Annotated in this window: 21 protein-coding genes; 10 read left to right on the forward strand and 11 right to left on the reverse strand. The window is 70.5% G+C overall.

Annotated features, from left to right (window positions below):
• Positions 1–192: 192 nt before the first annotated feature.
• Complete coding sequence (locus tag QE374_RS09675) at positions 193–1941, forward strand: DEAD/DEAH box helicase (RefSeq protein WP_309734363.1); 1749 nt, start codon at positions 193–195, stop codon at positions 1939–1941.
• A 446-nt stretch (positions 1942–2387) separates the two neighbouring features.
• Here QE374_RS09675 and sufU read toward each other — a convergent pair whose 3' ends face one another.
• The 3 genes from sufU to QE374_RS09690 all read right to left on the reverse strand — a co-directional run bounded on the left by sufU (position 2388) and on the right by QE374_RS09690 (position 6332).
• Positions 2388–2849: a Fe-S cluster assembly sulfur transfer protein SufU gene (gene sufU / locus QE374_RS09680; protein ID WP_309734365.1), complete on the reverse strand. Its 462-nt coding sequence runs from the start codon at positions 2847–2849 to the stop codon at positions 2388–2390.
• Positions 2846–4123, reverse strand: coding sequence for a SufS family cysteine desulfurase (locus QE374_RS09685; protein WP_309734367.1), 1278 nt, complete (start codon positions 4121–4123; stop codon positions 2846–2848). Before QE374_RS09685 ends, sufU begins: the two co-directional genes overlap by 4 nt.
• A 244-nt stretch (positions 4124–4367) precedes the next feature.
• Entirely contained in the window at positions 4368–6332 is a 1965-nt protein-coding gene (locus QE374_RS09690; RefSeq protein ID WP_309736665.1) for an APC family permease, read from the reverse strand.
• Positions 6333–6558: 226 nt separating this feature from the next.
• On the opposite strand from QE374_RS09690, the gene QE374_RS09695 reads away from it, so the two are divergent.
• Positions 6559–7284 carry a Pr6Pr family membrane protein gene (locus QE374_RS09695; protein ID WP_309734369.1) on the forward strand — a complete coding sequence of 242 codons (726 nt, stop codon included), beginning with the start codon at positions 6559–6561 and terminating at the stop codon, positions 7282–7284.
• Here QE374_RS09695 and QE374_RS09700 read toward each other — a convergent pair whose 3' ends face one another.
• The 3 genes from QE374_RS09700 to QE374_RS09710 all read right to left on the reverse strand — a co-directional run bounded on the left by QE374_RS09700 (position 7285) and on the right by QE374_RS09710 (position 11291).
• Entirely contained in the window at positions 7285–8172 is an 888-nt protein-coding gene (locus QE374_RS09700) for a hypothetical protein (protein ID WP_309734373.1), read from the reverse strand.
• Positions 8173–8223: 51 nt separating this feature from the next.
• Positions 8224–9438, reverse strand: coding sequence for an amidohydrolase (locus QE374_RS09705; RefSeq protein ID WP_309734375.1), 1215 nt, complete (start codon positions 9436–9438; stop codon positions 8224–8226).
• 179 nt (positions 9439–9617) lie between these two features.
• The gene (locus QE374_RS09710; protein WP_309734377.1) at positions 9618–11291 is read right to left on the reverse strand and encodes a glycoside hydrolase family 13 protein; all 1674 of its coding nucleotides are present in this window, start codon (positions 11289–11291) and stop codon (positions 9618–9620) included.
• Between the two features lie 118 nt (positions 11292–11409).
• Here QE374_RS09710 and QE374_RS09715 point away from each other — a divergent pair, with 118 nt between their 5' ends.
• On the forward strand, positions 11410–11943 hold the full coding sequence (locus QE374_RS09715; RefSeq protein ID WP_137418411.1) for an adenine phosphoribosyltransferase: 534 nt from the start codon (positions 11410–11412) through the stop codon (positions 11941–11943).
• 37 nt (positions 11944–11980) lie between these two features.
• Here the strand turns inward: QE374_RS09715 and QE374_RS09720 are convergent, their stop codons facing one another.
• On the reverse strand, positions 11981–12307 hold the full coding sequence (locus QE374_RS09720; RefSeq protein ID WP_309734379.1) for a hypothetical protein: 327 nt from the start codon (positions 12305–12307) through the stop codon (positions 11981–11983).
• A gap of 112 nt (positions 12308–12419) precedes the next feature.
• Here QE374_RS09720 and QE374_RS09725 point away from each other — a divergent pair, with 112 nt between their 5' ends.
• Entirely contained in the window at positions 12420–12605 is a 186-nt protein-coding gene (locus tag QE374_RS09725) for a hypothetical protein (RefSeq protein WP_309734381.1), read from the forward strand.
• 149 nt (positions 12606–12754) lie between these two features.
• Here QE374_RS09725 and QE374_RS09730 read toward each other — a convergent pair whose 3' ends face one another.
• Positions 12755–14125, reverse strand: coding sequence for a DUF222 domain-containing protein (locus QE374_RS09730; RefSeq protein ID WP_309734382.1), 1371 nt, complete (start codon positions 14123–14125; stop codon positions 12755–12757).
• 254 nt (positions 14126–14379) lie between these two features.
• Between QE374_RS09730 and QE374_RS09735 the strand changes: the two genes are divergently transcribed.
• The 3 genes from QE374_RS09735 to QE374_RS09745 all read left to right on the forward strand — a co-directional run bounded on the left by QE374_RS09735 (position 14380) and on the right by QE374_RS09745 (position 16972).
• Positions 14380–15486 carry an NAD(P)-dependent alcohol dehydrogenase gene (locus QE374_RS09735; RefSeq protein ID WP_309734384.1) on the forward strand — a complete coding sequence of 369 codons (1107 nt, stop codon included), beginning with the start codon at positions 14380–14382 and terminating at the stop codon, positions 15484–15486.
• Positions 15487–15719: 233 nt separating this feature from the next.
• Positions 15720–16511, forward strand: a complete 792-nt coding sequence (locus QE374_RS09740) for a hypothetical protein (protein WP_309734386.1) — start codon at positions 15720–15722, stop codon at positions 16509–16511.
• Between the two features lie 35 nt (positions 16512–16546).
• Positions 16547–16972: a hypothetical protein gene (locus QE374_RS09745; protein WP_309734388.1), complete on the forward strand. Its 426-nt coding sequence runs from the start codon at positions 16547–16549 to the stop codon at positions 16970–16972.
• A gap of 38 nt (positions 16973–17010) precedes the next feature.
• Here the strand turns inward: QE374_RS09745 and QE374_RS09750 are convergent, their stop codons facing one another.
• On the reverse strand, positions 17011–17853 hold the full coding sequence (locus QE374_RS09750; RefSeq protein ID WP_309734390.1) for a helix-turn-helix transcriptional regulator: 843 nt from the start codon (positions 17851–17853) through the stop codon (positions 17011–17013).
• 82 nt (positions 17854–17935) lie between these two features.
• On the opposite strand from QE374_RS09750, the gene QE374_RS09755 reads away from it, so the two are divergent.
• Positions 17936–18301, forward strand: coding sequence for a bleomycin resistance protein (locus QE374_RS09755; protein WP_309734392.1), 366 nt, complete (start codon positions 17936–17938; stop codon positions 18299–18301).
• On the opposite strand, the gene QE374_RS09760 is transcribed toward QE374_RS09755, so the two are convergent.
• Together QE374_RS09760 and QE374_RS09765 are read right to left on the reverse strand one after the other, a co-directional pair.
• Positions 18298–18819 (reverse strand): HAAS signaling domain-containing protein, encoded by a 522-nt coding sequence (locus QE374_RS09760; RefSeq protein WP_309734394.1) that lies wholly within the window; start codon positions 18817–18819, stop codon positions 18298–18300. The two genes, QE374_RS09755 and QE374_RS09760, sit on opposite strands and share 4 nt — an antisense overlap.
• Positions 18816–19163, reverse strand: a complete 348-nt coding sequence (locus QE374_RS09765) for a PadR family transcriptional regulator (protein WP_309734396.1) — start codon at positions 19161–19163, stop codon at positions 18816–18818. Before QE374_RS09765 ends, QE374_RS09760 begins: the two co-directional genes overlap by 4 nt.
• Before the next feature lie 113 nt (positions 19164–19276).
• On the opposite strand from QE374_RS09765, the gene QE374_RS09770 reads away from it, so the two are divergent.
• Both QE374_RS09770 and QE374_RS09775 read left to right on the forward strand, forming a co-directional pair.
• Positions 19277–20044 carry an SDR family NAD(P)-dependent oxidoreductase gene (locus QE374_RS09770; RefSeq protein ID WP_309734398.1) on the forward strand — a complete coding sequence of 256 codons (768 nt, stop codon included), beginning with the start codon at positions 19277–19279 and terminating at the stop codon, positions 20042–20044.
• Between the two features lie 283 nt (positions 20045–20327).
• Positions 20328–21188 carry a GIY-YIG nuclease family protein gene (locus tag QE374_RS09775; protein ID WP_309734400.1) on the forward strand — a complete coding sequence of 287 codons (861 nt, stop codon included), beginning with the start codon at positions 20328–20330 and terminating at the stop codon, positions 21186–21188.
• The last annotated feature ends 50 nt before the right edge of the window (positions 21189–21238 follow it).

Below are 21238 nucleotides of genomic sequence, written 5' to 3' on the forward strand. Positions count from 1 at the left end.
CCGCATCCGGAATGCACCCGCATCCGCCGGTGTTAGGGTTGAGTGTCGCCTTCGGGCGGCTGCGTCGTCGATACGCGTGCTCCGCCTCCGGGCGCTGGGCCCTCTTCTCGAGCGGCGAACCGATGCGCGAATCCGCGCCGTCGCCCCGTCTTGCGATCACGATCGATCGCCTCATCCGAAAGCACTTTCTTCATGCCTTCCTTCCTTGATCTCGGCGTGCCCGCGCCGCTGGCCTCCGTCCTCGCCGCCTCCGGCAAGACCGAGCCCTTCCCCATCCAGCAGGACACCCTGCCCGACGCGCTCGCCGGTCGCGACGTGCTCGGCCGCGGCCGTACCGGCAGCGGCAAGACCATCGCCTTCTCGCTGCCGATGGTGGCGCGTCTCACCGGTGTCTCGCGCACCGCCGGTCGCCCGACCGGCCTCGTGCTCGCCCCCACCCGTGAGCTCGCCACGCAGATCGCCGCGACGCTCGCGCCCCTCGCCGCCGCCGTCGGCCTGAACGTCACCACGATCTTCGGCGGCGTCAGCCAGAAGCCGCAGGAGCAGGCGCTGCGCGCCGGCGTCGACATCGTCGTGGCCTGCCCCGGTCGCCTCGAAGACCTCATGAAGCAGGGCGTCATCCGCCTCGACCGCGTGCAGGTGGCCGTCCTCGACGAGGCCGACCACATGGCGGACCTCGGCTTCCTGCCGGGCGTCACCCGCATCCTGGCCGCGACGCCGACCGGCGGCCAGCGGCTGCTCTTCAGCGCCACGCTCGACCGCGGCGTCGACACTCTGGTGCGCAAGTTCCTCCAGAACGAGGTGCGCCACGAGGTCGACGAGTCCAGCGTCCCCGCCGCCGCGATGACCCACCGGGTCTTCCACGTCTCCGACGACGACAAGAACGATCTCGTCGAGCGCCTGGCTTCCGGGCGCGGTCGCCGCATCCTCTTCACGCGCACCAAGCACCAAGCGAAGAAGCTCGCGAAGAAGCTGACGTCCGCCGGCATCCCCTCGGTCGATCTGCACGGCAACCTTTCGCAGAACGCGCGTGAGCGCAACCTCGCGGCCTTCGGCGCGGATCCGGATGCGGGTGGCGTGCGCGTGCTCGTCGCCACCGACGTCGCCGCCCGCGGTGTGCACGTCGACAACGTCGAGCTCGTCGTGCACGTCGACCCGCCGGCCGAGCACAAGGCGTACCTGCACCGCTCCGGCCGCACCGCGCGCGCCGGCGCCGAGGGCACGGTCGTGACCGTCGTGCTCGACTCGCAGCGTCGTGACCTCGCCGATCTGCTGCGCAAAGCCTCGATCTCCGCTCCCCTCGAGCGTGTGGATGCGGCGCACGCAGCCGTCTCCGAGCTCGTCGGCGCGCCGGCGCCGCTCGTGAAGCCGTCGCCCGTCGCCGCGCCCGCTCAGGGCGGCCGCTCCGGCGGTTCGCGTTCGGGTGGCTCGGCTGCCCGTGCGGGCGGTTCTGCTGCTCGTTCGGGTGGTGCGGGCCGTTCCGGTGCCGCATCCGGTCGTTCGGGCTCCGCGGCCGGTCGCGCTGCGGGCGCGCCTGCCGGTTCGGGACGCTCCGGTGCCGCTGGGCGTTCGGGTGGTGCCGGTCGCTCCGGCGGCCGCACGGATGCGCCCGTCCGCGGCGCCGCTCCCGCCGAGGCGCGTCACAGCGCCGCGGCCGAGCGCACGCCGAACCGTCGCGCCGGACGCCCCCAGGGCCACACCGCCGAGAACGTGGCGCCGCGCGGCGGCCGCACGATCGGCGACTCCGTGAGCGAGCAGCAGCGCGCGTGGGTGGAGTCGCTCGCGCGGGGCGGCGATGCCGCATCCGGTCGTTCCGGCTCGGAGCGCTCCGCCGCGGGCGCGGGCGTGGGTGCGGGTGCGGGTGCGGGTTCGGGCTCGGGTGACGCGCCGCGTCGGCGCCGTCGCGGAGGCCGTGGCCGCTCCGGAGGCTCCGCCGCCTGACCCGCGGTCCGCTCCCGAGGGCTTCGTGGGCCTCTCCCCGAACATTGCGCGCTTCAGGGCGCTCGCCGGGGTCAGTCTCTTCGCAACCGCGCCACCTTCCCGCATCCGCCACAGTCATCGACTGTCGCCGTTGCGGGAAAGTGGCGCGGTTGCGCATATGCGTCGCGGTTCGACACCCAGGACGCCGCCGGGGGCCGGGCTCAGGGCGCGGGCGGGGGCTCTGGCCTTGGGGCGCGGGGTCGGGCTCTGGGCCCTGGGCTCGCGCCGGGCTCGGCGCTGGACCCCGTGGGCCACACTTTTCCGCATCCGCCACAGTCATTGACTGTCGCTGCTGCGCAAAGGTGTGGCAGTTGCGCACATGCGTCGCAACTCGGGCAGCGAGGGCGTCGGGCAGCGAGGGCGTCGGGCAGTGAGGGCGTCGGGCGGCGAGGGCGTCGGGCGCGGGATCAGGCGCGGGCCAGGGTGTCCTCGAGCGCGACCCAGGCGAGCATGGCGCACTTCACGCGGGCGGTGAACTTCGACACCCCGGACAGCGCCGCGGCGTCGCCGAAGGTCTCCTCGTCGAGCGCGACGGTGCCGCGTGAACGCAGCGCCGTACGGAAACGCTCGATGCGTTCGCGGGCCGCGTCCGCCGTCAGCGAGCCCTCCTCCTCGATGATGTCGTCGACGAGGGACGCCAGCATGGATGCGGAGGCCTGCGAGATCGAGCACCCCGCACCGCTGAAGGTCACGTCGCGCACAGTGCCGTCGTCGTGCAGGCGAACCCGCAGTTCGATCTCGTCGCCGCAGATCGGGTTGCGCTGGTGCGATGTCGCCGTGCGCCCCTCGGCCTCCGCCAAGGGTGTGCCGTGCGGATGCTTGGAGTGGTCGAGGATGAGCTCCTGGTACAGACCGTCGAGTCCGCTCATGCGTCCGCTCCGAAGTAGGCGCGCACGTCGCCGACCGCACCCAACAGGGCGTCGACGTCGGCCTCGGTCGTGAACACCGAGGCGGACGCCCGCACGGATGCGGTGAGCCCGAACCGGGCGTGCAGCGGCTTGGCGCAGTGGTGCCCGACGCGTACCGCGACACCGCGCGCGTCGAGGAACTGACCGACGTCGTGCGCGTGAACGCCGTCGACGTCGAAGGCCGCGATGCCGATCCGCTCGGCGTCGGAGGTGTCGCCGAGCAGCCGGATGCCGGGGATGTCTCTGAGACCCGCCATCATGCGCCGCCCGATGACGCGCTCATGCTCGTGCACCGCGTCCATCCCGAGGGCGTCGAGGTAGTCGACAGCGGCCGCGAGGGCGACGGTCTGCGACACCGGTTGCGTGCCGGCTTCGAACTTCTGCGGCGGCGGCAGGAACTCGGCCGCATCCATGGTCACGGTCGTGACCATGGAGCCGCCCGTGAGGAACGGCGGCAGCGCCTCGAGCACCTCGCGGCGCCCGTAGAGCGCACCGATGCCGTACGGGCCGAGCATCTTGTGGCCCGAGAACGCGGCGAGATCGACCCCCAGCGCCGGCAGGTCGAGCGCCAGGTGCGGTGCGGACTGGCAGGCGTCCATGACGGTCAGCGCGCCGACCTCGCGCGCCAGCGCGACGAGTTCGGCGACCGGGTTCACGATGCCCAGCACGTTCGACACGTGCGTGAAGGCGACGATGCGTGTGCGATCGCCGATCAGCGTGGCCGCCGCATCCAGATCGAGGATGCCGTCGTCGTGGACGGGGATGTGGCGCAGCACGGCGCCGGTGCGCGCGGCGAGCTCCTGCCAGGGGATGAGGTTCGCGTGGTGCTCGATCTCGGTCACGACGATCTCGTCGCCCGGGCGCAGCGCCAGGGCGGCGGATGCGGCGGATCCGCGCCCCGCGGTCGCATTGCCGATCGAGTAGGCGACGAGGTTCAGGGCGAGGGTCGCCCCGCCGGTCCACACGAGCGTCTCCTCGTCGGCGCCGACGAAGTCTGCGACCCGGGCGCGCGCATCCTCGTACAGCTCCGTCGCTTCGGCGGCGAGTGTGTGCGCGCCGCGGTGCACGGCGGAGTTGGCGCGCAGCAGGAAGTCGACCTCCGCGTCGATCACGGCGCGCGGCTTCTGGCTGGTCGCACCGGAGTCGAGATAGACCAGCGGCGCGTCGCCGATCTTCTGCTCGAGGATCGGGAAGTCGGCGCGCAGGGCGTCGGCGTCGAGGGGGGAGGAGCTCACCCCTCCAGGCTAGTTGTGCGGCGGGCGCCCGGCTCCATGCCGGACGGCCGGTGGCCCCGGCCTCCGCTTCCCGCGCGTCGGAGAAACGTGCGGATGTCGGAGGATTCGGCGTGGAACCTCCGACATTCGGGCGATCCTCCGACATTCGGGCGATCCTCCGACCGGAGCGCAGCCGGAGCGACCGGCGCGCACCCGGAGCGATGCGGATGCGCGCGAGGGCGGTACGCGAGCCCCGCGCTCCGGGTCAGTTCCGGCTCTGGCCCTCGCCGTGGCGCGCGACGCTGACGGTGCGGGTGGTGGGGCGCCCCGCACGCTCCTGTCCGGGGAGCGGCCGAGAGCGGCGGCCGTAGATGACCTCGGAAGAGTCCAGCAGCCACGGCACGAGGGTGATCGTGACGCCGTGCACGAGCATGAGCTGCTGGGCGATGCGGCGGGCGCGGCGGTTGTGCAGGAAGCTCTCCCACCAGTGGCCGACGATGTACTGCGGCAGGTAGACCGTGACGACCGCCGGTCCGTGCTTCTCGCGGTACTTCTCGATGAAGGCGATCACCGGCTGGGCGTAGGTGCGGTACGGCGACTCGACGATCACGAGCGGCACGGGGGGACGATGATCCTCCCACTCCTTCTGCACTGCGTCCGCCGACTCCTTGGTCACCGCGACGTGCAGCGCGATCGTCTTGTCGTGCCGGGCGGCGAGGGCGTAGTCGATGGCCTTCGCGACGGGCTTCTGCAGGCGGCCCACCAGCACGATGGCGACATCGCCGGCGGCGCCGAAGTGCGTGGAGTCGTCGAACGTGATCTCGTGCTCGACGTCGCGGTAATAGCGGTGCACGCCGATCATCAGCACCGACAGCACGGGAATGGCGAGGAAGACGAGCCACGCGCCATGCGTGAACTTGGTGATCGTGACGATGATGAACACGGCCGCGGTCAGCCCCGCACCGAGCGAGTTGATGATCAGGCCCGAGATGATCTCGCGCCGCTCGAAGCGACCGGAGTGCTGTTGCCGGGCCTCGGCGGGCAACTGGCTGAGCGCGCGGAGCTCGCGCCGCCAGTGGCGCACCATCCCGATCTGTCCGAGAGAGAACGACACGAACACGCCGATGATGTAGAGCTGGATGAGGGTCGTCAGGTTCGCCTCGGATGCGATGAGCACGACGATGGCGGCGAGACCCAGCAGGATCATGCCGTTGGAGAACACGAGGCGGTCGCCGCGCGTGTTCATGGCCTTCGGGGCGTATCCGTCGCGTGCGAGAACCGCACCCAGCAGGGGGAATCCGTTGAACGCCGTGTTGGCGGCGAGCAGCAGCACGCAGGCGGTGGCCGCCTGGATGATGAAGAAGGGGATCGAGTTCATCCCGAAGGTGGCTGCCGCCACCTGTGCCATGAGGCTCGGTTGGGGCTGCGTGCAGTCGAACCCGATGAGGTGGCACGGGTTCTCCGCATAGTGCACGCCGGAGACGAGCGCGAGGATCGTCAGACCGGAGAAGAGCAGGATCGCGACGGCGCCCATGGCCACGAGGGTGCGCTGCGCGTTCTGGACCTTCGGGCGGCGGAAGGCGGGCACGCCGTTCGAGACCGCCTCCACGCCCGTGAGGGCGGAACAGCCGCTCGAGAACGCGCGCAGGATCAGCAGGATGACGGCGGCCTGCGTGAGGCTCTCGGCCTGCACGGAGAACGCGCTGCTCGAGGCGACCGGCGGGTCGCCGAGGATCCAGCGGACGATGCCGGTCACGATCATGAGCGCGACGGATCCGATGAAGATGTACGTCGGCAGTGCGAAGGCGCGCGAGGCCTCCCGCACGCCGCGCAGGTTGACGATGACGATGAGGATGACGAAGCCGACCGCCAACTCGATGCGCCAGGGGTTGAGGCCGGGCAGCGCGGAGATGATGTTGTCGACACCGGATGCGACCGACACGGCGACGGTGAGGATGTAGTCGACGAGCAGGGCCGAGGCGACGATGACGCCGGGGATCTCGCCCAGGTTGGTGCGCGCGACTTCGTAGTCACCGCCCCCGGACGGGTACGCCTTGATGAGCTGGCGGTACGAGAGCACCACCACGATGAGCAGCACAACGACGGCCGCCGCGATCCACGGGCTGAACGCCAGGAACGACAGCCCGCCGATCATCAGGATCATGAGCAGTTCCTGCGGCGCATAGGCCACGGAGCTCAGCGCGTCGGACGCGAAGATCGGCAGCGCCATGCGCTTGCGCAGAAGATGATCGTCCGCATCCGTGGACGCGAGAGGGTCCCCGATCAGCAGGCGTTTCGCGATAGGGGATTCCGGCGCCGGTTCGGCACTGTCGTTGGCCACGACGCGCGACACTACGCCGATCGCTCAGGTGGCGCAACGCGAGCGGGGGGTGTTTGCCATGCCGTCATCGTTCCGTGATCATCCACGGCTCGTGCGCCGACCTACGATGTAGCGCATGCATGTGCCCGATCGCCGTATCGCCCTCGCCTATCGCCTCGTCGCGGCGGTGCTCATGGCGTGGGGGATCGGGAGGGTCACCGGCATCCTGGACGGGCGCCCCAGTCCCGTCGAGTTCCTGTACTACACGGTGCTCAGCAACCTGCTCTGCCTCGTCTGGATGGTGGTGCTCGCCGTTCGCACGATCGCCGACCTTCGCTCGGAAGGACCGCGCGGTGCGTCGACGCCGTCGGCGCGGTTCTCGCTCGCCGTGGCCTTCGCGATCACGGTGACGATGCTGATCTACCTGATCGTGCTCGTGCCCGAGACGTATACGCAAGGCAACGGGTATCAGCCGTTCACGCTGACCGACAACCTGATCCACATCATCACGCCCTCGCTGGCGATCGCGGACTGGCTGCTCTTCGTGCCCAAGGGGCGCAGCCGCTGGTTCGATCCGCCCCTGTGGACACTCATCCCTTACGTGTACCTCGCGTTCGCGTTCGTCTACGGCGCCGCCGGAGGCCGGTTCGCCGGCGGGGGTCAGTACCCCTACCCGTTCATGAACGTCGACCGTAACGGGCTGGGCGGGGTCGTGCTCTGGATAGTCGGCCTTACCCTCGCCCTCGAGGTGGTCGCCTACGTCTACATCCTCATCGACAAGGGGCTCGGCGCACTGGACCGGCGGATGCGGCGCCCCGCCGCCATCCGAACGGCGGCGGATGCGGGCGTGCGGCGCGGCTGATCAGCGCCAGGGGCCCAGCAGGACCGCGGCAACGGCGACCACGCCCAAGACGAACACGACCCCGACGGCGGCGTAATAGCGCCACGCGGTGCGGCGGGCGTTCCGATCGGGCCGATCCTGGAACACGAGAGGATCGCTCCGGCCCTGACTCACGAGAGGAGGGCGCCCGTCGTCGGAGGGTGTGGACGCCGCCGTCCCGTCGAGCACGCCGCCGTCGTCGGCGGCGACCGGCGCCTCCGCGTGAACGGATGCGGCAGCGATCGCGGCGCGGACGGCCTCGAGCACCGCGAACGTCCGCTGCCAGACGGCGGGGTCTGTGACGGAGAGCTCAGCCGGACAGTAGAGGAAGAGCCAGCCCTGCGAGATCTGGACGTCGAAGGGAAGTGCGGGGTCATCGAGCAGCCGGACCAGCGGCGGATCGAAGACCTTCTGCGCCCACGCAGCGGACTCGGCGGCGACGTGTGCGGTGCCCTCGTCGCCGAGTGCGACCTGAGCCGCCCCGACGGGACGTGCGGGCAGATCCTTGGCCCGGCGGGCGTTCGAGGTCTCCACCACGAGGTCGGGCGCGGTCGTGGTCAGCACGCACGCGACGTATCCCCAGGTCACGCTGAAGACGTTGAGGTTGACGGTGTACGCGTACGCGCAGTTGCCGATCTCGATCAGCGGCGGCCCCGGGATCCGCACCAGGTTCCCCGCGCGTTGCAGCTGGCGCGCGTTGCCCCGTTCATCGCGAAAGAGGACGCCCGGCAGCGGCTGGGGGCCGGTGCCCAGGTAGTACTCCCAACCGTTCGTCACCGCGAACGCGTGGATGGCTTGCGCGTCGGGTTTGAGGTTCTTGTCTCGAAATGGCGGATCCACGAGCGGGGAATAGTCCACGGCAAGCTTCACCCGCACATTCTCGCCGACGCGGTCTGGTCGGCGTGAGAGGGTTGCTCCCGGTCAGTCGAGCCACTCGCGCGCGGCGATGACGAGGTTCTCGACGCCGCGCTCGATGGTGGGATGCAGCACGGGAGCGAAGAAGGGCGAGTGGTTCGTCGGCACGTCGCGGTCGATCGTCCCTTCGGCGCTCGCGCGGGCGAACAGCTCCGGGTCGATGCCTCCCCAGAACCAGAACACGAGAGGCACGCCGGCCTCGCGCGCGAACCAGGAGACGTCCTCGCTGCCGGTGAACATGCCGGGGTCCACGACCGCCGCGTCGCCGTAGGCGCGGCGGAAGGCCGCCGCCAGGCGAGCGGTCGCGTCGGCGTCGTTGATCGTCGGGGGCAGCGTGTGGTCGTTGACGATCGTGGGCGCGACCTCCGCGCCGGAGGCGTCTGCCTCGGCCCGGATGATCCGCTCCACCCGGTCGAGCACGCGTGCCCGCATCCCGTCGTCCGCGTAGCGGAGGCTGAGCTGCAGCGTCGCCTCGGCGGGGATGATGTTGTGCTTGAGGCCGGCGTGGATCGATCCGACTGTGACCACGGCGACCTCGCGAGGGTCGACCTCGCGCGAGGCGACCGTCTGCAGGCGCATGATGGCGGCGGCTGCCATGACGATCGGGTCGATCGTGGCGTGGGGGCGCGAGCCGTGCCCTCCGCGTCCGTGCAGGGTGACGGTGAGGCCGTCCGAGGCCGCCATCTGGGTTCCGGGTCGCACGCCGATCGTCCCCGCAGGCAGCGGCGTCACGTGCTGACCGAGCACGATGTCCGGGCGCGGGAAGCGATCCAGCACACCGTCGGCGATCATCGCCTTCGAGCCAGCGCCGAACTCCTCGGCGGGCTGGAAGACGGCGACGACCGTTCCCGACCACTCGGATGCGGTCGCCACGAGCCGTTCCAGCGCACCGAGCAGCGCGGTCACGTGCATGTCGTGGCCGCACGCGTGCATGACCGGCACGTCCACCCCCTGCGGGTCGACGCCGCGCGCCGTGCTCGCGTAGGGGAGTCCGGTGCGCTCCGCGACCGGCAGGCCGTCCATATCCGCACGTAGCCAGACGACCGGTCCGTCTCCGTTGGCGAGCGTCGCCACGACGCCGGTGCGCCCGACGCCCTCGGTGAAGGGGATCCCGAGTGTCTCCAGCGTGCGGGCGATCACGCCCGCGGTGCGCGTCTCCTGGAACGAAAGCTCGGGGTGGCGGTGCAGATCCGTGTACAGCGCTTCGAGGTCCAGGGGCATGTCCCGACCCTACTCGGGGGCGCTGAGTGGTGAGGTCCCCGCAGGCGTGAGCGCACAGCGATACCCGCTACGCCAGCTCGCGGAGGTCCCCGCAGACGCGAGGGTGGTGAGATCCCCCGCGCACGCGCGAGCACGCCGGCGGCCCGGGTGGGCGCGCCGGCGTGCTTCGGGCGTGACGATCAGGCGTCGGCGAGCCAGACGGCCGTATCGGCGGGGAGCAGACGTCGCTCGAGCGGTTCGCTCGAGACGAGGACCTCGCCGGCGGGCAGGTCGATCGCGTCGGTGCCGAGGTTGGCGATCACCGTGACGTCGCCGCTGCGGAAGGCGAGCACCGTTTCCGGGTAGCCGTCGAGCCAGGTGAAGGGGGCGGCGCCGAGGCTGTGCGCCTTCCGCACCTGGAGCAGGTGCGTGTAGAGCGCCAGCGTCGAGTCGGGATCGCGCTGCTCCACGTCGCGGGCGTGCTGCGCCCACTCCGCGGGCTGCGGCAGCCACGATGCGCCCGTGCCGTTGAAGCCGTAGGCGGGGGATGCGGCCTCCCACGGGATCGGGACGCGGCAGCCGTCGCGGCCGTACTTCTCGTGGTTCGTGCGGAACCACGTCGGGTCCTGGCGCGCGTCGTCGGGGATGTCGATGACCTCGGGGAGCCCGAGCTCCTCGCCCTGGTAGATGTAGGCCGAGCCCGGGAGGGCGAGCATCACCGTGGTGGCCGCGCGGGCACGGCGCAGGCCGAGCGCGGGGATCGGCTGGGCCTCGGACAGCGGGCCGATGCCCTCGCCCTGAGGGCTCTCGGCCGAGAGGGCGAGGCGCGAGGCGTGACGGATGACGTCGTGGTTCGAGAGCACCCACGTGGCGGGCGCGCCGACCGCGGGGAAGGCGCGCAGCGAGTCGCTGATGACCGTGCGGAGGGCGTCCGCATCCCACGCCGTCGTCAGGTACGGGAAGTTGAACGCCTGGTGCATCTCGTCGGGGCGCACCCAGAGCGCGGTCTTGTCGGGCGTGGGCAGCCACGCCTCGGCGCACAGTGCGCGGTCGCCGTCGTACTCGGCGAGCACCTTGTGCCAGTCGCGGTAGATCTCGTGGACGCCGGGCTGGCCCCAGTAGGGCACGTCATCGTCATCGCCGCCCATCGAGTCGCCGTCGGCGGGAGGCGTGTAGTCCGGCAGGCCGTCCTTCTTGATCATGCCGTGGGCGACGTCCACCCGGAATCCGTCGACGCCGCGGTCGAGCCAGAACCGCAGCACGCCGCGGAAGTACTCCTGCACCTCGGGGTTGGTCCAGTCGAAGTCGGCCTGGCTCACGTCGAAGATGTGCAGGTACCACTGGCCCGGCGTGCCGTCGGCTTCGACGACGCGCTCCCACATCCCGCCGCCGAACACGGACTCCCAGTTGTTGGGCGGCAGCTCGCCGTTCTCGCCCTTGCCGTCGCGGAAGATGTACCGCGCGCGCTCGGGGCTCCCGGGGGCGGCGGCGAGGGCCTGCTGGAACCAGACGTGCTGGTCGGACGAGTGGTTGGGCACGAGGTCGACGATCACGCGGATGCCGAGGCCGTGCGCCTTGGCCAGCATGGCGTCGAAATCGTCGAGCGTGCCGAACAGCGGGTCGACGTCGCAGTAGTCGGCGACGTCGTAGCCGGCATCCTTCTGGGGCGAGACCATGAAGGGGCTCAGCCAGATCGCGTCGATGCCGAGCTGAGCGAGCGAGTCGAGGCGCGCGGTGATGCCGGGGAGGTCGCCGATGCCGTCTCCGTTGGCGTCTGCGAACGAGCGCGGATAGATCTGGTAGATCACGGCGGTGCGCCACCACTCGGATCCGGGCGCGGCGATCAGGGTCGAGGCATCGTGCGTCGAGGTCATGCATCCGATGGTACCGGGTGCGATCGTATCGATTCGAAGCCTGATTTTCCGTGGGCGGCGTTCGATTGCCCGGTCTCGATCGCGGCGGTGTTCGCGGTGCGCCGACTACCATCGACGGGTGACCCCCTCGAATTCCGCCGCGCTCGAGCGCGCCGAAAAGCTCATCGCCGTCATCCCCGACTACCCGGAGCCCGGCGTGCTCTTCCGCGACATCGCACCGCTGCTCGCCGACGGTGAAGGCCTTCGTGTGGTCATCGACGCGATGCTCGAGCCGTTCGCCGGCACCTACGACGTGGTCGCCGGCATCGAGGCGAGGGGTTTCCTGCTGGCCGGCGCCGCAGCCATCGCTGCGGGCGTGGGTCTGGTGCCGATCCGCAAGGCGGGCAAGCTGCCGCGCCCGGCCGCATCCGTCGACTACGCGCTCGAGTACGGCACCGCCACGATCGAGATGCACGACGACATCGCCCCGGGAACGCGTGTGCTCCTGCTGGACGACGTTCTCGCCACGGGTGGCACGATCGCCGCGGCGCGCGACTTGGTCGAGCGGATCGGATGCTCGGTGGCCGGCGTGGCCGTGCTCATGGAGCTCGACGCACTGGGCGGCCGCTCGGTGGCCGGACACGACGACCTGCACTCGGTCTTCCACGCCTGAGCGCGTGCCGGACCGGCGTGGGCGTCGCCGCGCGTGATCACGCGGCGTAGACGATGCTGCGGAACAGCAGATAGCCGACGACGATGACGGCACTGCCGGCGGCCGGCGCCCACGATGACGGTCGTTGCCGGATGTAGCCGGTCACGAGCCCGGCCAGCGTGATCCCCCACCCGAGGATCAGGGCTCCGGTGAGCACCCAGCGCGCGGCCTGCACGGTCGGGAAGCACTCCGCGCAGTCGATCTGGGAGAACGCGTCCCAGAAGGCGATCAGCAGGACGAGCCCGGTCACGACGCCCTGCAGGAGTGCGAGGCCGAGGGCGGGCGCGACGACGCGGATATCGCGGGATCCGTCGGTCTGCGTCATGGTGCCGAGTATGGGCCCTTGTATCCGGCGCGCACAGCATCCATGCCTCGCGTGGCTGGGGGGGCTCGTGTGACCTCTTCGGTGACGCTCGATGTCGTCCTATGGTCGGTGCATGGATGCCGTCTCGCCCGCCGTGCCCGCGTGGCTCCGTGTCGTGGTTTGGTCACTCGCTCTCGAACTCGCCGTGCTCGGCGTCGCGCTCGCCCTGGCCGCTGCGAGTTGGTGGCCGCTGGTCGCCCTCCTCGGGCTTGCGGTCCCGCTCCTCCCGATCCCGAGACGCACGGCTACGGATCGCTGACGCGCCTGGGTCCTCGCTGACGCGCCTCGGTGCTCGCTGACGCGCGCGGTTCCGTGCCGCCGCGTGGGCGCGGAGTGGCCGTGTGCACGCCGAGTACCCGCGCGGTCCCCGAGAAACCGCGTCCGCGCGAGGCCCGTAGCGACTCGGGCTCAGAACGGCGGGGGTGGCCCCGCGGATGGAGGGTCGGGCTCGGGTGACACGAACTCGGGGACGAAGTGCACGCTCGGCGACGGCGGTTCGTCGATGTAGGTGTAGCCGAGCGGTGAGGTCCACGCGAGGACGCCCGCGTGGACCTGTCTCACGCGCCAGCCGGTGAACTGCTTCATCGAGTGGTGGCGTTGGCACAGTCCCTCGAGGTTCTCGAGCATGGTGCGCCCGCCCAGGGCGTGGTCGTGCGTGTGGTCGTGCTCGTGGCGGATGGCGGGCACGCGGCATCCGGGGAACCGGCAGTGCGCGTCGCGAGCGCGCAGCCGGCGTCGAAGATCGGGTGTGGGCTGATAGCGGTCGGTGGCGAGTACCTGGCCCGACGCAGGATGGGTCAGCAGGCGGTCCCAGCCCGGGGCGGCGCCGGCGAGCAGTCGTGCGGTCTCGGCGTCGATCGGTGCACGTCCGGCGAGGTCGGCCGGATGCTCGGATGCGTGCAGCAGAGTGAGCGCGGGCACGACGACCTGCACGTGGGCGCGGATGGCGCCGAGGGCGCCGGGTTGGTCGTCGCCCGCGGTGGGATCGGCCGTCGGCGCCGCGCTCAGGAGGAGGTCGGTGAAGACATCCGCACGCACCTGATCCATCGTGCGCGCGTCTGACGCCACGATCTCGTCTGTTGCGTCGCCGCTCGTGCGCCGTCGTTGCGCGGCGGCTCCGCGGGCGTCGTGGATGACGGTGGCCATTCGGGTGAGGCGGTCGTGGATGGCGTCGCCCAGCAGCAGGGGGATGGTGGCGGTCAGCTCGCACATCCCGTCGTCGAGGGGCTGAACGGTGACGGCCCGCATCTCGGCCGCATCGCGGTGGCGCTCCGTGAGGGTGCGCGGATGCAGTCGCTCGGCGATCATCTGCACACTCGTGCGGACCCGGCCCGCGGTGTCTTCCTCGCACCGCACGAGCGCGTGCTGCTCGAACTCTGCGCGCGTGTGCGTGGGCAGGCCGCCGCCGCTCTCGCTGATCACGCGGACATGTGCCTGCGTGATCTGCCCCGCCTCCCATGCGTCGACGGTGGCCGGATAGCTCGTCACGAGATCGGCGGCCTCGACCATCCGACGCTGCATCGTGCGGTCGGAGATCCGCAGCGGAACGGCCAGTTCGCTTGCGATCGCGCGGTGGGCCATGTCGGCGCCGCGCGCGGACCGACTCTGCCCGTCGCTCATCCGGCACGCGAGCTCCTCCGCGCGCGCGAGTGCGCGCACCAGACGTGCCTGCGCTGCGGCGAGGTCTGCCTGCGCCGCATCCACCTGGTGTGCGATGGATGCGAGCGCCGCTGCATCCGCGTCGGAGAGACCGACGACGCTCGCAACCTTCGAAGACATGTTCTAAGAATAGGAGGGGCCTCGGACATCGCCGCCCAGATCGCGAGCGCGGATCTCGTCTCGCGCGGCCGACTCGACGACGGACGCTTGCGGCGACATAGCGACCGCATTGCCACGACCTGTCTCGCAGGCTGCGCAGGCGCCAGGGCCGGACAATTGAGAATCGATCTCGGATCGTTGTCTCCGGGGCGGGCGTAGCCTGACGATGCGCACGGTTACATACGTGCGCATTGAGTTTTCTCAGGAGGTTCGCCATGTCCACCACCGCCCTCGCAGCCGTGCTCAACGGAGTCGACGAGTCGTTCGTCTTCGAAGACGTCGTGCTCCAGGATCCCCGTCCCGACGAACTGCTCGTCCGCATCGTCGCGGCCGGTCTGTGCCACACCGACCTCGCCGTGCAGCACGGCCACATCCCGAGCGCCTTCCCGCGCGTGCTCGGCCATGAAGGCGCAGGCATCGTGGAGCGCGTCGGCGCGGACGTGACCGACTTCGTCGAAGGCGACCACGTCGCCGTGTCGTTCGCTTCGTGCGGTCGCTGCGAGAACTGCCTCGCGGGACGACCCGCCTACTGCCTGCAGTTCATGCTCCTCAACATCGGCGGCGTGCGCGCCGACGGGACCGGCACGATGGCTCTCCCCGACGGCGGCGAGGTCGTCGGCAGCTTCTTCGGACAGTCGTCGTTCGCGACGCACGCCCTCGTCGCGGCGCGCAACGCGGTCAAGATCGACAAGGACGTCCCCCTCGAGCTCGTGGGTCCGCTCGGATGCGGCATCCAGACCGGCGCGGGCACCGTGCTCAACTCGCTCGGCGTCGGCGCGGGCGACGCGCTCGTGGTCAGCGGGACGGGCGCCGTCGGGCTGTCGGCGATCATGGCGGCCAAGGCCGCCGGCGCGACGACGATCGTCGCCGTCGACGTCCTCCCCGAGCGCCTCGAGGCGGCCAAGCGCCTCGGTGCCACGCACCTCGTGGACGGCAAGGCGGACGACGTCGTCGACCAGATCAAGGCGGCCACGGGTGGCATCGGAGCCGAGTACGCGCTCGACACCACGGCGATCCCTGCGGTCATCGGCAATCTCGTCGCCTCCGCGCGCTTCGGCGCGAAGGTCGCCACCGTCGGCGTTCCGAAGCCGGATGCGGTCGCGCCCGTCGGCCTGTTCTCCGGTTCCGGCGTGACGCTCGTCGGCGCCATCGAAGGCGACGCCGTGCCGCAGACCTTCATCCCGAAGCTGCTCGCCATGTACAAGGCGGGCGAGTTCCCGTTCGACACCCTTGTGACGACCTACCCGTTCGACGAGATCGAGAAGGCGATAGCCGACACGCAGTCCGGCGTGGCCGTCAAGGCCGTCCTGGTCATGCCCTGACCCGCTCCTGATCGGGGGCGATCGGTGTGCCCCACCGTCGCCCCCGGTCAGGGCAACGACGACCCGGACGAATCCACAGCCGCATCCCGCGGCGATCACGGGCGGGGCCGCCTCGGGCACAATTGTGTGTCGGTGGATCAGGAAGGCCCTCATGCCGCGTTCGTCCCGGAGCTACGGAGGAGTGACGCTCTCTCGCGTAGAGCTCGACAAGCTCGTTCCGGTGGAATGACCCGATGACGCGCCCGCAGCCGAGCAGAGGCCGCATCCTCCACCGCATCGTCAGGGCCGCCGTGCTGCTCAGCGCCGGCGCCGCCGTCGTGGTGCTGTTCTCGCTGATGACGGACGCGATCGAGGTGGAACAGGCGATACCGGTGAACATCGCGCTGGGCATCGCCGCCGGTCTCATCTCCAGCATCCGGTACTTCACGGTGCGGCTTCCCATCGCGATGGATCCCACCACGATCGAAGCGGGGAGCGAGACGTGGGGTCGCCTGCGCGGACTCACGGGCGACATCGGCTTCGCGCTCCTGGTCGGCGTCGCCGGGTGGATCGCCGTCTGGATCGTCCGCGCGCTCTCGCTGCAGCCCGACCAGTCCTCGGCCGGCGACGGGCTCGCGCTGTTCTTCATCGGCGCCGCCTGGTCGGCGGGATGGCTGCTGACCACCGTCGCGGTGTTCCTGGTGTGGATGCCGGCGGCCGCGTTCATCGGGATGCGGCGAGCCCGCCGTCGGGGTGCGACCCCGAGCAGCGGCTGGCGCATCCTCGCGTGGGCGCTCGTCGGCCTGGACATCGTCGTCCTCGTGATGATCGCGGATGCGGTCTTCGTTCCGAAGGAGCACGCCGGCCCCCTGGCGTGGTGGCAGATCGTTCTGTCGGTGCTCGCCGGGATCGTGGGCCTGCTGCTGATCCTGCTGGCGCTCGCCGCCGTGTCGTGGCGCTGGTGGCCGAAGAGGCGGCGGCGGGGCGGGAAGGCACCGACCGCGGTGGTCGCGCCTCCGCCCCGGCCCCACGAACCCGAGCGTTGAGCCGTCGCGTCGGTACCCACTGGCATGGTGGCGGCATGGTCACACCGTTCGAGTTCCGGCGCACACCCACGCCCGCCGACCTGAAGGCTTACAGGTCCCTGTCCGAAGAGGAACGTCTGCAGGCGCGACTCGCGCTCGCGGGTAAGCCGCAGGTCAACACGGCGGTCGCCGTCTCCGCCACCGCTCTCGTCGTGGCCACCATGGGCTTCGTCCCCCGGCTCACCGCAGGCTGGTCCCTGTCGAACCTGGTGTTCGTCCTGGTCTTCTGTTTCGCGGTCATCTCCTTCGCGGGGATGGCCGTCGTGTTCGCAGGCCTCGACCCGCAGCGCACACGTCGCGCCTGGCGGGAGGCCTTCGACTACGTCGACGCCCACCATCCTCCGAAGGCTCGGGATACGGATCCGAACAGGTCGCTTCTCACCCGGTGGTGGAGGCGCCTCGCATCGAAGAGCGCTCGCTGAACGACCGGCACGGCCGCCCGGCGACCAGCGCGGGGTGCTCAGTCGACGCGGCCGAACTCCTGCACGCCGACCACGTCCAGCAGCCGCAGCTTCTCCTCGTCGCTCGAACCGGGTTCCGCGGTGAGCACGAGGAGGGCCTGCGACTGGTCCTCGGTGAACAGCACCTGGCAGTCCACCTCGATCGGTCCGATCTCGGGGTGCACGAGCACTTTGTGATCGCTGAACCGGCGCGCCACTTCCTGCCTGTCCCAGAGCACGGCGAACTCTTCGCTGACCCCCAGCAGCTCGTCGACGAGCGCCTGGGCACGAGTTCCCTCGACGGCCAACACGGCGCGAAGCCCGGAAACGAGAGCGCGTGACTGCCGTCCGTGATCGTCGCGCGGATAGCGGGCACGTGCCGCATCCGGATGCGCGAACCAGCGGTAGGCCTCGTAGCGATCCCACCCCCTCGCCCCCGCGTGGTCGCCGAGCAATGCCGCGCCCATCCGGTTCTGCAGCAGCGTCTCGCCCAGCGACGAGATGATGACGGCGGGCGTATCGCCGAGGCGGTCGAACACGCGCTGCAGCGGGGGCGCCACGTGGTCGCGGGCCAGGATGCGGTCGGGAGCGTTGTGCCCGGCGACGCGGAAGAGATAGTCGCGCTCGTCCGCCGACAGCCGCATAGCCCGTGCGAGCGAGGCGAGCATCTGCGTGCTCGGTTGCGGGCCGCGCTGCTGTTCGAGGCGCGTGTAGTAGTCCGTGGACATCGCCGCGAGCTGCGCGACCTCCTCGCGGCGCAGGCCCCTCGCGCGTCGGCGCGGCCCCGTCGGCAGCCCCACGTCGCCGGGGCGCAGTTGTTCGCGACGTGCGCGGAGGAAATCGGCGAGGGCGACGCGATCCATGCGTCCATTGTGCGCGGCGCGCCGCATCCGGAACCAGGGACCCGCGATCCGCCCGTGACGCGGCACGGCTAGAGTGCCCCGCATGACCGACCGAGCGGTTCCCCACCTGCCCTCCCGCGACTTCGAGGCGACAGTCGCGTTCTACGGCGGCTTCGGATTCCGGCCCACGTACCGCGACAGCGGGTGGCTGATCCTGGAGCGCGGTGACCTTCAGCTCGAGTTCTTTCCTCACGCCGAGCTGGACCCGACGCGGAGCTCCTTCATGTGCGGCCTGCGCGTCGACGATCTCGACACGCTCTACGAGGCCATCCGGGCGAGCGGCGTCGCCGAGCGGACCGAGAGGCACCCGCGGCTGCACGCCCCGCTCCGTCAGCCGTGGGGGCGTCGCGTCGCGCACCTCATCGACCTCGACGGCACGCAGCTGAATCTCATCGAGAACGAGGTCTAGGCGAGCTCCACGCGCCGGAACAGACGCCACGAGCGTGCGCCGACCACGAATGCGACCGTCGCCACCACGGCGGGGACCATGAGCCACTCCGCGCCCCCCGACCAGCCGATGCCGATGCCATCCGGGTTCGAGAACGCGATGACGGGGACGAAGAGGAAGCGCGCCTGGGCGCTCATCGGCGCGGCCGCATCGACGACCGCCAGCATTCCTCCGGCGAACGCGAGGAAGATCACCCAGTACGTGAACAGAGCAGCCATGCCGGCAAGCACTCCGATCGACCACAGCGGCCTCAACTGCCCACCCTCGCCGTATCGTGCCGCCAGTGCGCGCGGCGAGCCGAGGTCGCCGAGTGCCGCCTCGAGGGGTCGCGGATCATCATCGATCTCCTCTCGCAACGAGCGCAGGATGCGGCGGCGTTCGGATGCGGGCACCACGGCTTCGAGGTGCCAGTCGACGCGCATCAGGTAGAGCGATGCGCGGAGCCCCGTCGAGCGCCGGGTGGATCGTGAACCGGTCATGCGCCTTCCCTTCCGGAGGTGAGTGCGAGATCGACGGCCGATGCCGTCTGCTCCCACTGCGCGCGGGCGTCGGCGAGCGCTGCCACGCCCGCAGCGGTGAGCGAGAAGTACTTCCGAGGCGGTCCGCTCGGCGATGGCTTGGAGGCCGTCGTCACCCAGCCGTCGCGCTCCATCCGGTTCAACACCGGGTAGACCAGACCCGTGCTCGCATCCAGGCCGAGCGCAGCGAGCCTCTCGACGAGTTCGTAGCCGTAGGACTCCCGCGCATCGATGAGGTGCAGCGTGAGCATCGGAAGCACCGCCCGTGTGAGCTGCGCATCCTGTCGAGCCTGTATCCGTGACACGCTAGTAGTGAAACACGAATAGCGGTCGTCCGCCATCCCGGTGAGCGGGGGAGCGGCGATCCCCCGATGATCGCTCCCTTCCCGGACGCGGGGATGCGGGCGACGCTTGCGGCATGGACATCACCGGAAACACCGTCTTCATCCCCGGCGCGACCAGCGGCATCGGACTGGCGCTCGCGGTCCGCCTACAGCAGGCGGGTAACACCGTCATCGTCGGCGGCCGGCGCCGGCAGCTCCTCGAGACGATCGCCGCAGAGCACCCCGGCATCGACACCGTCGAGATCGACACGGCGGATGCGGCATCCGTCTGCACCGCCGCCGCATCCGTCATCGAACGCCACCCCGCCCTGAACGTGCTCGTCACGATGGCGGGCATCATGCACGTCGAGGACTGGACGACGCCCGACGGCTTCCTCGCCTCGGCCGAGCAGACCGTCACCACCAACGTGCTCGGTCCCATCCGCCTCATCGCCGCCGTCATCGATCAGCTGCGCGCACAGCCGGCTTCGACGATCATCACGGTCTCGTCCGGCCTCGCCTTCGCGCCGCTCGCCGCGACCCCCAGCTACAACGCGTCGAAGGCGGCCATCCACATGCTCAGCGAGTCGCTGCGCCTGCAGCTGGCGGGAACGTCTGTCGCGGTGAAAGAGCTCGAACCGCCCTCCGTCGCGACCGATCTTCTGCCGGGTCAGCGCGACAGCGCATTCGCGATGCCCCTCGATGCGTTCGCCGATGAGGTCATGCGCCTGCTGCGCGATCAGCCCGATGCGCCGGAGATCCAGGTCGAGCGCGTCAAGTTCCTCCGGTACGGCGAGGCGCGCGGCGACTACGACCAGGTGGTCGCGACGCTCAACCGGTCCGACCCGCACGGCAAGGGGTGATGCCGCGACATGTGCACGGTCCCTGGTGCGGATGCGGCTGCCGTGACCGCGGGCGCAACACCTGCCCCGCCGATCGTGCATATGTCGCAGCACACCGCTGCGGCGAGCGGGGCGGATGGACCGTGTCGCTACCCGCGCGACGCGGTCTCGTCGCGCACGAGAGTTTCGTCACGTTCGGCTCGGGAGGAGACCGGGCGGGTGTCCGGGTTCGTCCGGGATGCGGCGGCGACCGCGGCGCGGGCAGGCCCGGACCGTACGCTCGGGCCAGAGCCCGAGGAGCACAGTGATCAGATTCACCGACTTCATGCCCGTACCTGCGCCCGAGCGCACGAAGGTGAAGTTCAACATCCGTGCGGGGGTCGGCGGCGCGGCCGCCTACGACCTGCTGATGGCCGACGACCCCGAGCCCTGGCTGTCGATGACGAGGTACCGCTCCCGGCAGCAGAACAACAATATGGGCCGCGCGGAATATGTCCTTGCGTTCGCGCAGTACTACCCCTACGGGCCCGAGTACTTCATGTTCGGCGGCTTCTTCCGCGTCGCACCGACCGTTCCCGAGACGCTGGGGGACGACGGCTATCTGCTCACCCCGCTCGACCGGTACTCGGAGTACGTCAAGCGCCTCATCGTGAAGCTGAACGAGCCCATCGGTCGCAACCTCTACCTCCGCTCCTACGACAACCTGCAGGCGGGTCCGCTCGCCCCCGAGGTGTACGAGCTGGCCCCGGATGTGAAGCTCGGCGCCTTCCCCGGGTATCAGAACGTGCGGCTGCGGCACCGGGATCTGCAGCGCATCATCGCGAACGACGAGCCGAGCTGGAAGGACGCCCTCTCCAGCGTCAAGGGCGTCTACGTCATCACCGATCTCAGCGATGGGCGCCTCTACGTCGGCTCGGCGTCGGGCGAGGCGAACGGTCTCTGGCAGCGGTGGGCGGGCTACGCGCACCTTGCCAACCTCTCCGGCGGCAACCGGGATCTCGAGCTGCTCAAGCTCACGCGCGGCGACGGTCACATCGTCGAGCACTTCCAGTACTCGATCCTCGAGATCTTCGACCCCAAGACCCGCGCGGAGACCATCCTGCAGCGCGAGTCGTTCTGGAAGCTCGCCCTCGACAGCCGCGCTCACGGGCTCAACGCCAACTGAGCCGGCGCCTGTGGCGCCCGGCCCGATGTCCGGATTCGTCCGGGAGTGGT

Origin of the sequence: Microbacterium sp. SORGH_AS_0428 (assembly GCF_031453615.1) — a bacterium.
GTDB lineage: Bacteria > Actinomycetota > Actinomycetes > Actinomycetales > Microbacteriaceae > Microbacterium.